10 protein-coding genes and 1 tRNA gene are annotated in these 12,406 nt (G+C 63.8%); 9 read left to right on the top strand and 2 right to left on the bottom strand.

Going from position 1 to position 12,406, the window contains the following annotated elements; translation table 11 throughout:
• Window positions 1-49: 49 nt before the first annotated feature.
• Window positions 50-1,564: a pyruvate kinase gene (gene pyk, locus O1A05_RS11290; protein ID WP_270105305.1), complete on the top strand. Its 1,515-nt coding sequence runs from the start codon at window positions 50-52 to the stop codon at window positions 1,562-1,564.
• A 205-nt stretch (window positions 1,565-1,769) separates the two neighbouring features.
• Here pyk and O1A05_RS11285 read toward each other — a convergent pair whose 3' ends face one another.
• Complete coding sequence (locus O1A05_RS11285; protein WP_270105304.1) at window positions 1,770-2,405, bottom strand: ANTAR domain-containing response regulator; 636 nt, start codon at window positions 2,403-2,405, stop codon at window positions 1,770-1,772.
• A 96-nt stretch (window positions 2,406-2,501) separates the two neighbouring features.
• Between O1A05_RS11285 and O1A05_RS11280 the strand changes: the two genes are divergently transcribed.
• The 7 genes from O1A05_RS11280 to O1A05_RS11250 all read left to right on the top strand — a co-directional run bounded on the left by O1A05_RS11280 (window position 2,502) and on the right by O1A05_RS11250 (window position 9,095).
• Window positions 2,502-2,583 (top strand) — tRNA-Leu (locus O1A05_RS11280).
• A gap of 436 nt (window positions 2,584-3,019) precedes the next feature.
• On the top strand, window positions 3,020-5,965 hold the full coding sequence (locus O1A05_RS11275) for a DUF4040 family protein (protein WP_270105303.1): 2,946 nt from the start codon (window positions 3,020-3,022) through the stop codon (window positions 5,963-5,965).
• On the top strand, window positions 5,962-6,450 hold the full coding sequence (locus O1A05_RS11270) for a cation:proton antiporter subunit C (protein WP_270105302.1): 489 nt from the start codon (window positions 5,962-5,964) through the stop codon (window positions 6,448-6,450). Before O1A05_RS11275 ends, O1A05_RS11270 begins: the two co-directional genes overlap by 4 nt.
• Window positions 6,447-8,078, top strand: coding sequence for a monovalent cation/H+ antiporter subunit D family protein (locus O1A05_RS11265; protein WP_270105301.1), 1,632 nt, complete (start codon window positions 6,447-6,449; stop codon window positions 8,076-8,078). The genes O1A05_RS11270 and O1A05_RS11265 overlap by 4 nt, the downstream gene beginning before the upstream one ends.
• On the top strand, window positions 8,075-8,434 hold the full coding sequence (locus O1A05_RS11260) for a Na+/H+ antiporter subunit E (protein WP_270105300.1): 360 nt from the start codon (window positions 8,075-8,077) through the stop codon (window positions 8,432-8,434). The genes O1A05_RS11265 and O1A05_RS11260 overlap by 4 nt, the downstream gene beginning before the upstream one ends.
• Window positions 8,431-8,694, top strand: coding sequence for a monovalent cation/H+ antiporter complex subunit F (locus O1A05_RS11255; protein WP_270105299.1), 264 nt, complete (start codon window positions 8,431-8,433; stop codon window positions 8,692-8,694). The genes O1A05_RS11260 and O1A05_RS11255 overlap by 4 nt, the downstream gene beginning before the upstream one ends.
• A complete protein-coding gene (locus O1A05_RS11250; RefSeq protein WP_270105298.1) occupies window positions 8,694-9,095 on the top strand; it encodes a cation:proton antiporter in 402 nt (133 codons plus the stop codon). Before O1A05_RS11255 ends, O1A05_RS11250 begins: the two co-directional genes overlap by 1 nt.
• Here O1A05_RS11250 and O1A05_RS11245 read toward each other — a convergent pair.
• On the bottom strand, window positions 9,092-9,577 hold the full coding sequence (locus O1A05_RS11245) for a hotdog fold thioesterase (RefSeq protein WP_270105297.1): 486 nt from the start codon (window positions 9,575-9,577) through the stop codon (window positions 9,092-9,094). The two genes, O1A05_RS11250 and O1A05_RS11245, sit on opposite strands and share 4 nt — an antisense overlap.
• A gap of 79 nt (window positions 9,578-9,656) precedes the next feature.
• Here O1A05_RS11245 and polA point away from each other — a divergent pair, with 79 nt between their 5' ends.
• On the top strand, window positions 9,657-12,359 hold the full coding sequence (gene polA, locus O1A05_RS11240) for a DNA polymerase I (RefSeq protein ID WP_270107574.1): 2,703 nt from the start codon (window positions 9,657-9,659) through the stop codon (window positions 12,357-12,359).
• Window positions 12,360-12,406 lie beyond the last annotated feature (47 nt).

Raw genomic sequence — 12,406 nt, 5'->3', positions numbered from 1 at the left:
CGGCTACGGCACGTTACTGTGGCGCGCCATCCGACATAGGGTAGAGGGTATGAGACACGCGAAGATCGTTGCCACATTTGGACCAGCCACCCAGGGCTATGACACCACCCGAGCGTTGCTCGAAGCCGGGGTCGACGTCGCCCGGTTGAACATGAGCCACGGTGACCACGCCGTGCATGAGGAAACCTACGCCACCGTGCGTCAGGCATCGGAGGATCTGAAGCGTCCTGTAGCGATTTTCGCGGACCTGCAGGGCCCGAAGATCCGATTGGGCCGTTTCGCCCAGGGGCCACACGTGCTGGCGCCGGGGGATCGGTTCACGATCACGGTCCGCGATATCCAGGGTGACCAGAAAATCTGCTCCACCACCTTCAAGGGCCTGCCCGGCGACGTCGAAGTGGGCGACCTGCTGCTCGTCGACGACGGCAAGGTCACCCTACGCGCCGTCGAGGTCACGGACGATTCTGTCGTCACCGAGACCGTGGTCGGTGGTGCGGTATCCGACAACAAGGGCATCAACCTGCCCGGTGTCGCCGTGAACGTGCCGGCGCTCAGCGAGAAAGACGAAGACGATCTCCGCTGGGCGCTGCGCACCGGCGTGGACATGGTCGCTCTCTCGTTCGTCCGCGACGCCGCCGACATCACCCGGGTGCACGAAATCATGGCTGAAGAGGGCCGCAAGGTCCCGGTCATCGCCAAACTCGAGAAGCCCCAAGCCGTGGAGCACCTGCGCGAGATCGTGGACGCGTTCGACGCGATTATGGTGGCCCGCGGCGATCTCGGCGTCGAGCTGCCCCTGCAGGAAGTGCCGCTGGTCCAAAAGGAAGCCATTGAGCTGGCCCGCCGCTGGGCTAAGCCGGTCATCGTGGCCACCCAGGTGCTGGAGTCGATGATCGACAACCCGCGTCCCACCCGCGCCGAGGCCTCCGACTGCGCCAACGCGGTGCTCGACGGCGCCGACGCTGTCATGCTCTCGGGCGAGACCTCGGTGGGGAAGTACCCGATCGAGACCGTACGCACCATGGCGGAGATCATCGAATCCACTGAGACCCACGGGCTCGAGCGCATCCAGCCGCTGGGCTCACGGCCGAAGACGCGCGGCGGTGCCATTACCCGCGCCGCCGTCGACATTGCCGACCGCCTCGACGTGCCGTTCCTGGCGTGCTTCACCCAGTCCGGAGATTCCGCACGTCGTCTGTCCCGCCTGCGCCCGCGTCAGATGGTGTACGCCTTCACCCATGTCCGCCACACCCACAACATCCTGTGCCTGTCGTGGGGTGTGACGCCGCGGATCGTTCCCTTCGTGGATTCCACCGACAAGATGACGGCGCAGGTCGATCGCGAACTGCTCAAGGAGGGGCTCGCCGATCTCAACGATCTGGTCGTGATCGCCGCAGGTTCGCCTCCCGGACAGGCCGGTTCCACCAACATTCTGAAGGTGCACCGCATCGGCGACCTGACCGATCTCAATAACACCCGAGTCGATCCCGAAACCATTGCCGAACCGGTTGAGCCGCCGTATCGCGAACCACTCGGTGTTTGGCCGGAGCGTTCCCCGCTCTGACACCCCCGTTTCTCAACAAGGTGGGCCCCTGGTCATATGACCGGGGGCCCACCTTTTTGCCCTGGCCGTGGCGGCAGAAACCCAGCAGGCCGTTATCTGGCGAGCAAAAACCCGCAACGTCGCCGAACCCTGCACCCCAGGATCCACTGCTTGGGGCTGCAACGGATAAGTCGGCACAGTGTTCGGCACAGTGTAGGGGAAAGTTTTACTCCCCCATCTGGTCGACGACGGTCTGTGCGACTTCACGCATAGTGAGACGGCGGTCCATAGAGGTCTTCTGAATCCAGCGGAATGCCTCGGGCTCGGTGATTTCCAAGGATGTCATCAGCAGGTTCTTCGCACGGTCAACGAGCTTCCGCGTCGCAAAACGCTCGTTCAGGTCGGTGACTTCGGCTTCTAATGCACGTAGCTCGTCGAAACGCGCCACGGCAAGCTCGATGGCGGGAACCAGATCCTTCTCGCTGAAGGGCTTCACAAGGTACGCCATGACGCCGGCCTCACGCGCTTGCTCGATCAGGTCGCGCTGGCTGAACGCCGTCAACATCACGACCGGGGCGATTTTCTGCTCAGAGATCAGTGCGGTGGCAGAAAGCCCGTCCATGATCGGCATCGAAATGTCCATCAGGATGAGGTCGGGGGAGAGCGCCTCTGCCAGCTCAACGGCTTTCTGGCCGTTGTCGGTCTGCCCGACGACGTCGTAGCCCTGTGATTGCAGGGTCTCTACGATGTCCAGACGGATGATGGTCTCATCCTCGGCAACGAGTACTCGAAGTTTCGCTGGGGCCTCGCCCGACACGTCGTGCTCCGCGGCGACCTGGTCAAAAGAATTCTGTTCGGACATGGATCTCCTCGAGACGGTCGGCGTCGATGGACTTACTAAGACTACTCGGTTTCGGCGGGACCCCGTGTGAGCATGTAAGATAGTCAAGTTGCCCCAGCCCGAATGGCGGAACTGGCAGACGCGCCGCACTCAAAATGCGGTATCGAAAGATGTGTGGGTTCGAGTCCCACTTCGGGCACACCGGCTGAAACAGCGCAAGGGAGCACTCCTCACTCACGAGGATGCTCTCTTGTTCGTTGTGGATGTACGCCTCAGCTGGGAGGGGTCGCGAAATATTTTCCCCACTTGGCTCACGGGCGTGGAGGGATGAGAGTCTCATCACGTACAGTGTGTAGCGGCGCGATACTGTTATCTCGCTGACCCTGTCCATTGGTCCATCAGAGAAAGGAACGATCTCATGTCTCACCCACAGTGCTCGAGCCATGGGTTCGTTCCAAAATTCTGGATTCTTCCACCCGAAGGTACGAACGGACACATCAACTCTTGGGGACCCCTGCTCTCTGGCCTTCCGCCGGTCTGAGTGTCGCTGAGCCGGTCCGTTTTCGTCGTCGATGATGATGTGAGGGACAGGTTCACCACGGACTGGTCCACACGAGACGACACAAGGCGGAAGAGTGCTCCTCGTATCAATACTTATCGTCGGCCTAGCGGTTCTGCTGGCCGCCCCCCTAGCCAAAGGCCTGGGACGCAACGCTGGATGGGTGCTGTGGGTACCCCTGGCGGGCGCGGCAGCGCTGCTCAGCGCTGAATGGTTCGGCGCAGAGGGCTCCCTCACCGAGAGTTACCCCTGGATTCCTGGCCTCGGCGTCGGGCTTCATCTACATCTGACCGGGCTGAGCTACCTGTTCTCGATGATCGTGCTGGTGATCGGCGCCGCCGTGCTGTTCTATTCGGCGCGGTACCTGGGATCGAAGAAGATCATCTCGTTCTACCTGTTGATGTGCCTCTTTGCCCTGGCCATGCTGCTACTGGTGCTGGCTGACGACCTGGTGGTGCTCTATGTGGCGTGGGAAGCGACGACACTGACGTCGTTTTTCCTGATTGCTCGATCTGGTGCCTTGGCCCGTCAGCCTGCCATCCGTACACTGCTCGTCACGGTTGCTGGTGGTCTCTGCCTGCTGACCGCGGTGTGTGTGATGATCATCGATTCCGGGACGACCCGCATCAGCGAGGTGCTCGCCTCGGACATGTGGCAGGATCCGGTACTGGCCGCCATGCTCGCCGTCCTGCTGGGAACGGCGGCACTGACGAAGTCGGCACAGTTCCCATTCCAGGCCTGGTTGCCGGACTCGATGGTTGCCATTTCGCCGGTGTCGGCCTACCTGCACGCAGCGGCCATGGTGAAGGCGGGCATCTTCCTGCTCCTGCTGTTCTCCTCAGCACTGTCAACGGTTTTGACCTGGAACATTCTGCTCATTGCGGCCGGCGGAATCACCGCACTTTTCGGGGCAGTGGCAGCGGTGCGTCGGTACGATCTGAAGGAACTGCTGGCGTATTCGACGATGAGCCAGCTGGGCCTACTCGTCATGCTGATCGGCATCGGCACGGCGACGGCCCTTCAGGCCGCGGTGGTGCACACCATTGCCCACGCCCTGTTCAAGTCAGCGTTGTTCATGGCAGTCGGCACGCTGGACCACGAAGCAGGCACCCGCGATATGCGGCTGCTGGCACACCAAAAGTTGCGTACCGGATCCACACACCTCGCCATCATTCTGGGCGCAACGTCTATGGCCGGGTTGCCGCCGTTGCTGGGCTTCGTATCCAAGGAATCGATGTTCGAAGCCTCGCTGGATGCTCCTTGGGGCGGCGGAATCGGCGTCCTGTTGACCGCCTGGATCGCGGTCACCTCGGTGTTCACGCTGACCTATTCGGGACGACTGGTGATCGGAGCCCTGGGCAAGTACCGTCCGGCCCCCAACTCGCCGCGCGCCCAGGCGCCGGACGCGTCGGCTCCGCGCGTCGTGACCGAAGCCCCGGTGACGTTCTGGATCATCCCCTGGATGTTGGCCGCCGCCGGCGTCGTATTGGGCCTCGCCCCGATGTTGCTGGACACCCTTGCCACTGACGCCGTAACGATAGTGTCCAACGCCGGCGCCGATGTGCATCTGGCCTTGTGGCACGGGGTGAACGCGCCGCTGCTGATCTCGGCATCGGTGTTCCTGGCCGGCGGGCTGCTCATCTGGCAACGTCGCAGGGTCGAGGAAGCGCTCGTTCCCCGCGGCATGAAGATTTCCGGGCTGCGTGCGGTGGAAAACATTCGTACCGCCATGATCGAGGTGGGCGTGCGGGTCGGTGGCTGGACCCCGGGGCAGAACCCGGGACTGCACTTGATCGTCCTGTGTGCTTGCCTGCCGGTGCTCGCCCTCGTCGGTGTGTTCGCGCTGGGACCGCTGCCCGAGGTGGTGGGAGAGACCGCGCAACCCCTGGACTGGCTGCTGGTGACCCTGGTTGCTGCGGGCGTGCTCACCACGGTGCGCGCCAAGACCCGCATTTCCGCCGTCGTCGTGGTGGGTGTGGTCGGTTTCGGCGTCACGCTCTGGTTCTTCGCGCTGGGCTCCGTGGACGTGGCACTGACCCAGTTGCTCGTCGAGATTCTCACCGTGTGCGTGATGGTGCTGCTGTTGAAGCGCCTCCCGGCACGGTTCGACACCGAGCGACGCGGCCGTGCCATTCCGGCCGCCGTGATTGCCGTGGGGGCTGGTCTTGCTGCCGGGCTCGGCGTGTGGGCGCTCACCGGTCGCCGCGATATTTCCGAACCGGCTCTGTACTTCTTACAGCACGGCGAGGAAACCACCGGCGGCGCCAACATCGTTAACACCATTCTGGTCGAGTTCCGTGCCCTGGATACCCTCGGTGAACTCACGGTGCTGGGCGTGGCCGGACTCGCGGTCGCCGCACTGCTGGCCTCACGGGATCCGGACTCGGTGCGCCAGACACCGGTGAATATGAAATCGGTGCTCGCCGACGCGGTGCCCAACAGCGTCTACATCCGCACGTTCACCAAGGTGGCGGCCCCGCTGATGTTCGTGTTCTCCCTCGTCACGCTGGTGCGTGGACACAACGAACCCGGCGGCGGATTTATCTCCGCGCTGATCGGTGGTGCGGCGTTCGCGCTGCTCTACATCGGCGCCCTGGACGACGAAAGCGCCCCGATCCGCTGGCCCTACCTCACCCTCATCGGCGCCGGCATTGTGACCGGCTCGGGCATCGGACTCGTCGGACTGGTGAAGGGCTCCTTCCTCACCCCGTTGCACACCGAACTGTTCGGCATCCACCTGAACAGCGCGCTGATTTTCGACGTCGGCGTGTACCTGGCGGTGCTCGGCGTCATTCTCGCCGCTTTCAACCTGCTCGGTCGCGAACGGCCCGGACGTCACGGCGTATGGGGTTCCTCGTCTCCACCCGTGCCTGAGGACAACCCGCGCACCGGGGCGATTCCGGTGATCTACCAAGACGCCCTGAACCAATCACGGCACGAATCCTTGATGATGACGGCGAACCGCCAGCGCGGAGACGCCGCGACCGAACAACAGCACACACCAGGGAAGGGGGAATCATGACCCTGGCGATCACCGTAGGACTGCTCACCGCCGGCGCGGTCTACCTCTTCACCAAGCGCGAAATGCTGCGAGTCATCCTGGGATTCGTGTTGCTGGGACACGCGGGCAACCTGATTCTGATGGCTGCCGGTGGCACGGACCGGCGTCAAGAACCCTTCGGCACCGCCGAGGACGTCTCCGTGATGGCCGATCCGCTACCCCAGGCGTTCGTGCTCACCGCCATCGTCATCGCGTTCTCGATCACCATCTTCATGCTGGTCCTGGCCGTCACCGGACGACGTGACGATCTCACTGTCGGGCGCCGAGACGACCTCAGCGTGGTGCAGGAAGCCGCCTCGGACGCTATCTTGCCCTCCACGGAGACCCACGTGCTCCAGGTGCTGGAACTCAAGGAGCAAGAGTCCCGCCGTCAACACGAAGAACAACGCGAACGAGAACGCATCATCAGAGAAGAACTGGAACGCAAGGGAGGCCACGAATCATGACGATCACTCCCGAATCACTCGACGCCGTGGCGGCCGGACTGCCGCTCTTCGTGGCCATCCCGATGCTGCTCGGCGGCATCCTAGTCATGGTGGGCAACCGGCTCCGGATCCACGCTATGGTGCTGACGGCCTATCAGGCGCTCTCGCTGGTGGCCAGCGTGGTGATGATCTACGCCTTCACCGACAACGGTGGCGCCATCGCCCACGCCGTCGGCCCCTGGCCCACCGGCATTGCCATCCCGTTCGCCGCGGATATGTTCACCGCGCTGATGCTGACCTTCACCAGCATTCTGCTGCTGGTGTGCACCTGGTTCTCCTATGCCTCCTACGCCGCGAACTCGATGTTCTTCGCGCCCCTGGTGTTGGTGCTGACCACCGGGGTGAACGGTGCCCTGTTGACCGCGGACCTGTTCAACCTGTTCGTGTTCCTCGAGGTTATGCTCTTGCCTTCTTACGGGCTCTTCGTGCTCTCCGCCAACCGTAAAACACCGCTGCGCCGTGTGGATGGGGCGCGCCTGTACGTCACCGTGAACCTCTTCACGTCCACCGTCTTCCTCGCTGGCGTCGGCTTCCTCTACGGCACCGCCGGCACGGTCAATCTGGCACTGCTGGCCGAAGCGGCCCAGCACGACGACACGGTGGCCATGGCTGGAGCCATCTGCCTGTTCGCCCTCGGAATCAAAGCCTCCGTCGTCCCGATGCACGGTTGGTTGGCCCGATCCTATCCGTCCACCTCACCGGCAATTACCGCGCTGTTTTCCGGACTGCACACCAAGGTCGCCATCTACGGGATCTACCGGATCTACTCCATTGTTTTCGGAGGCGACACCCGGTTCCTCTGGGTCGGCGTGGTGCTGTTCTCCCTGTCCATGGTGATCGGTGTGCTCGGCGCCGTCGGGGAGAAGACCACCCGGTCGATTCTGGCGTTCCACATGGTGTCCCAGCTGGGCTATATCCTGCTCGGCGTCGCTCTGTTCACCGAACTCGGGCTAACCGCCGGGATTTTCTACCTCATCCATCACATGGTGGTGAAGGCAGCGCTGTTCCTCTCCACAGGGGCGGTCGAGGTCCGTTACGGAACCGGTACCATCGGCGACCTCGGGGGAGTGGCCCGCGCCGAACCGGTGATCGCCGTCGCGTTCTTTATCGCCGCCCTATCCATGGCCGGGATCCCACCGTTCTCCGGTTTCGCCGCCAAGCTGATGCTGGTGCTGGCCGCCGTCGAGCGTGGGGAGATTCTCGCCGTCGTCTGCATGATCCTGGTGTCGCTGATCACCCTGGTTTCCATGATGAAGATCTGGGCCGGCATGTTCTGGGAGAAGAAGAACGACGACGAACTGCCCGACGTGATGCCATCCCGGTTCACCCCGGAGACGGCAGGTAGCTCGGCGCGGGGTGCAGCACCGCTCACCCAGACGCTGACGCAGTCACACACCGAGACAGCGGTCCATGCCGAGGAGACGCCACGACGACGCATCAACGCCTCACTGGCGGCACCGGCTGTGGTCCTCACATTGGTCACCATCACCTTCGGCCTGGGCGCACAATTGCTCTTCGGCTGGGCGGAGGTCGCCGCTGGCGGCCTGTTGGATCCCAGCGCCTACATTGAGGCGGTGATCGCGGGATGAGCTGGCTGACCTGGCCGTTCCGGCTGTTCGTGTTCTCCCTCTGGTACGCCAAAGCCCTGGTGGAGTCGAACCGGGCCGTGCTCAAGGACAATCTGACACCGGGCATCGACGCACGCTCGGGCATTGCGCGGGTGTCCACCCGGTGCACGACCGACACCGAGATCACGGTGCTTTCCGCCCTGATCACCCTGACCCCGGGCACCCTCACGATAGGAACCAGAATCGACGACGACGGCACCCGCATCCTCTACGTGCACTCACTCTACAACGACGATGCCGACGAGGTGCGCGCCGACACCGCGGTCATGGAATCACGCATGCTACATGCCTTGCGGCGGAAGGGGGACCGGGCATGAGCACCCTCGGACTCGATATCGGCCTCGCCCTGCTCCTGATCGTCTCGCTGGTGGCCGCCTACCGGATGTTGATCGGCCCCACGGAATCCGACCGTGCGGTGGCCGGTGACCTGCTGATGTTCGGCGTCGTCGGCATGATCGCCATATTCGGGGTGCGTATGGGCGGGACCTTCACCTTCGACATCGTGCTCATCGCCGCGATCGTGGGCTTCTTATCCGCGATGTCGCTGGCCCGCGCGCTCACCAGGGGGAAACGCTGATGGACCTGTTGACCGTATCTCAGATCATCGGCCAGGTGGTCGTCGTCGCCGGAGCGTTGATCTTCGCGACGGCGGCGCTGGGCGTCCTGCGCTTCACCGACCCGTTCATGCGCATCTCCGCGGTGGGCACCGCCGGCGGTATCGGCATCATCCTGGTCGTGGTGGGCGCCGTGCTGTACCAGCCCACCGTTCCGGATGTACTGAAACTGGTACTGATTATCTTCCTGCAACTGGGCACCTCCGCGGTGGGCACCATGGCCATCGCCCGTGCCAGCTACCTGATCGGCACAGAGATGCGACCCGGGTACTTTGACGAGCTCGCCGAGGACTCCGGGCTGCCCCCTCAGCTCACACCACCGGAGTCGCGCGCAGCTCAGGAATCCGGCGGGCCGGCGAACTAAACAGTCGGCTCGGCGGCCGAGCCCGCCCCGGGAACCGAGGATCCACGAGCGCGGTCTGGATCGAGAATCATATTCGTCATTCGGCAGCTAGAGATCACCCGCTGCTGCTCATCGCGCACGGTAATCAGGTGCGTGGTGAGAGTGGATCCAAGATGAATCGGCTCACAGGTGCCGATGACGATCCCCTCGCGGGCCGAGCGCAGGTGACTCGCACCCAGCTCCGTGCCGACCACCGGGCGCCCCTGGGAGTGCAAGAAGGCGGCGACGGAGCCCAGCGTCTCCGCTAGGGCGAGTGTCGCGCCCCCGTGGAGGAGTCCGAGGAATTGCTGGTTACCCTCGACTGGCATCGTGGCCACCACACGCTCCACGGTGAGTTCGGTGAAGATGATGCCGAGTTTGTGGGAGAGGGGCGAGCGGGAATTCAGGTCGTCGATGGTCATCCCGTCCCCAAGCCCGCCGAAGGGTGTGCTGTGTTGTTCCATACCTACTAGGCTTACACTCGTGACCGACCCGAGCAATGACACCACGCCCCACCGCCTTCTCGTTATCGATGGACATTCGATGGCGTTCCGCGCGTTCTACGCGCTGCCAGCGGAGAATTTCGCGACCGCGACCGGACAGCACACCAATGCGGTCTACGGTTTCCTGACCATGTTGCTGACCATGATCCGGCAGCAGCAGCCCACCCATGTCGCCGTCGCATTCGACCTGGATACCCCCACCCGGCGCTCTGAGGAGTACGCCGAGTACAAGGCCGGCCGGTCCGAGACGCCCCAGGAGTTCTACGGTCAGATCGACCTGATTGTGAAAGTCATGGAAGCCCTGCGCATCCCGACCATCACCCTCGACGGGTTCGAGGCCGACGACATCGTGGCCACCCTGGCCACCCTCTCCGAGGACGCCGGCTGGGAGACCCGCGTAGTGTCCGGCGATCGCGATGTCTTCCAGTTGATCACCGACCGCACGCTGGTCCTCTACCCGAAGAAGGGTGTCTCCGATATTCCGCTCATGGATGCCGCGGCGGTGGAGGAGAAGTACAAGGTGTCCCCGGCGCAGTATCCGGAGCTGGCGGCCCTCGTCGGCGAGACGGCGGATAATCTGCCCGGGATTCCCGGGGTCGGCCCCGGTTTCGCCGCCAAATGGCTCAAGGAGTACGGTGACCTCGACGGCGTGCTGGCCAACGCCGACAAAATCACGGGCAAGAAGGGGGAGTCGCTGCGGGAGCACATGGATAACGTGCACCGGAACCGGCGGCTCAACGCCTTGGTGCGCGACCTCGAGTTGCCTGTCACCCTCGAAGCGACCACGCTCGAGCAGCCCGACCGGGAGCAACTGGAGGAGCTTTTCGACGCACTGGAGTTCAACCGGGTCCGGCAGCGCGTCTTTGACACCTTCGACGAGCGCCTGGGAACCACCACCGAACCGGCACAGGATGATGTCACTCCCGACTTCACGGTGGCCGATTCCGCGCAGCAGGTCAACGATTTCCTGGCCGAGCACGGCGGCGAGCTGCTCGGCGTGTATGCCGAGATCACCGGTCCCGAGATGGTGGCCAAGCGCAAGATCCCGGTCCCGGGCGACTATGGCACGGTCACCGGTGTGTCCTTCGCGGCCGATGATGCCGGGCTGTTCGTCGACCTGACCTCGGACAGTGCCGCGGCCAAGGCAGCGCGTGACGCGCTGGCCGACCCCGCCCTGGACACCGCTGTTTACGACGTAAAGTCCATCATTAAGGCGTTCGGCAGCACCGCGAGCATCGACGGGGTCCAGGACGACGCCCTCATCTCTGCATACATTCTGCAACCGGACCGGCGCAGCTACGAGCTGTCCGCCCTCGTGGAGGGCTACCTCAATGCGAACCTCGACACGGGGGAGACCCCGGCCGCGGGCCAACAGGCGTTGGACCTCGACGGTGCCGAAGAGGAAAGCAAAGCCCAGCAGCGCGCCCATGATGCGGTGCGTGCCGCCTGGATGATTCGACGCCTCTCCCAGGTGTTTACCCCCGCGGTCATCGAGCGCGGCGCACAGCAGCTGTTACAGAACCTGGAGATTCCGCTGGCGGTCGTGCTGGCCGAGCTGGAGTTCGCCGGCGTCGCCATCGACGAATCACGACTGGACGAGCTGTTGCAGGAATTCAGCGACCAGGCCGGTGCCGCCCAGGAGTCGGCCTGGGCCGCCAATGACGGCGAGCAGGTCAACCTCGGTTCGCCCAAGCAGCTGCAGGTCGTGCTGTTCGAGAAAATGGACATGCCGAAGACCCGCAAAACCAAGACGGGCTACTCCACCGACGTCGACTCGCTCAACGATCTGCTGGAGCGCACCGGCCACGCCTTCTTGCAGAACCTGATGCTCTACCGCGATGCGACCAAGCTCAAGCAGACCGTGCAGGGACTGAAGGACGCCGTCGCCGAGGATCATCGGATCCACACCACGTTCTCCCAGACGACGGCGGCCACCGGTCGGCTCTCCAGCCTGAACCCGAACCTGCAGAACATCCCGGTGCGCACCGAGGCCGGACGCCAGATCCGCGACGTCTTCACGGCCGGCACACTCCCGACGGGGGAGCAGACCCAGCTCCTCACCGCCGACTACTCGCAGATCGAAATGCGCATCATGGCCCACCTTTCCGAAGACGAGGGCCTGATCACCGCGTTCAAGGACGGCGAGGACCTGCACCGTTTCGTCGGCGCGAACGTCTTCGATGTGGATCCCCAGGACGTCACCTCCGAGATGCGCTCGAAGGTCAAGGCGATGAGCTACGGTCTGGCCTACGGACTCTCCAGCTTCGGACTCTCTAAACAGCTACGCATCTCCGTAGACGAGGCCCGCGAGCTGATGAGCGCCTACTTTGACCGGTTCGGCGCCGTGCAGACCTACCTACGCGACGTCGTGAAGCAGGCACGCAAAGACGGCTTCACCGAGACCATGCTGGGCCGACGCCGGTACCTGCCCGACCTTACCTCGGACAACCGCCAGTTGCGGGACATGGCCGAGCGTGCCGCCCTGAACGCACCGATCCAGGGTTCCGCAGCAGACATCATCAAGCTCGCCATGCTCGGAGTGCAGCGCGAACTGACGGAGCAGCAGCTGCGTAGCCGGATGATCCTGCAGATCCACGATGAACTCATCCTGGAGCTCGCCCCTGGCGAGGAGGAGCAGGCGGAACGTATTCTGACCGAGCAGATGTCGAGCGCCATCGAATTGCGGGTGCCGCTCGACGTCCAGGTCGGGCGCGGCCGTTCCTGGAACGACGCCGCCCACTAGACACTCCCAGATCCTGAGGCACTCCCAGCCCCTCGACCCCTCGACAC

This window comes from Citricoccus sp. NR2 (genome assembly GCF_027594385.1).
Classification (GTDB): Bacteria; Actinomycetota; Actinomycetes; order Actinomycetales; family Micrococcaceae; genus CmP2.
Note: the sequence above shows the minus strand (reverse complement) of the source record. Positions and strands in the feature narration are given on the sequence as shown.

What these genes read in the sequence shown, in the direction of transcription:
- pyk (WP_270105305.1), top strand. Translation starts at nt 50, where the DNA reads ATGAGACACGCGAAGATCGTTGCCACATTTGGACCAGCCACCCAGGGC.
- O1A05_RS11285 (WP_270105304.1), bottom strand. Translation starts at nt 2,405, where the DNA reads ATGTCCGAACAGAATTCTTTTGACCAGGTCGCCGCGGAGCACGACGTG.
- O1A05_RS11270 (WP_270105302.1), top strand. Translation starts at nt 5,962, where the DNA reads ATGACCCTGGCGATCACCGTAGGACTGCTCACCGCCGGCGCGGTCTAC.
- O1A05_RS11265 (WP_270105301.1), top strand. Translation starts at nt 6,447, where the DNA reads ATGACGATCACTCCCGAATCACTCGACGCCGTGGCGGCCGGACTGCCG.
- O1A05_RS11260 (WP_270105300.1), top strand. Translation starts at nt 8,075, where the DNA reads ATGAGCTGGCTGACCTGGCCGTTCCGGCTGTTCGTGTTCTCCCTCTGG.
- O1A05_RS11255 (WP_270105299.1), top strand. Translation starts at nt 8,431, where the DNA reads ATGAGCACCCTCGGACTCGATATCGGCCTCGCCCTGCTCCTGATCGTC.
- O1A05_RS11250 (WP_270105298.1), top strand. Translation starts at nt 8,694, where the DNA reads ATGGACCTGTTGACCGTATCTCAGATCATCGGCCAGGTGGTCGTCGTC.
- O1A05_RS11245 (WP_270105297.1), bottom strand. Translation starts at nt 9,577, where the DNA reads ATGGAACAACACAGCACACCCTTCGGCGGGCTTGGGGACGGGATGACC.
- polA (WP_270107574.1), top strand. Translation starts at nt 9,657, where the DNA reads ATGGCGTTCCGCGCGTTCTACGCGCTGCCAGCGGAGAATTTCGCGACC.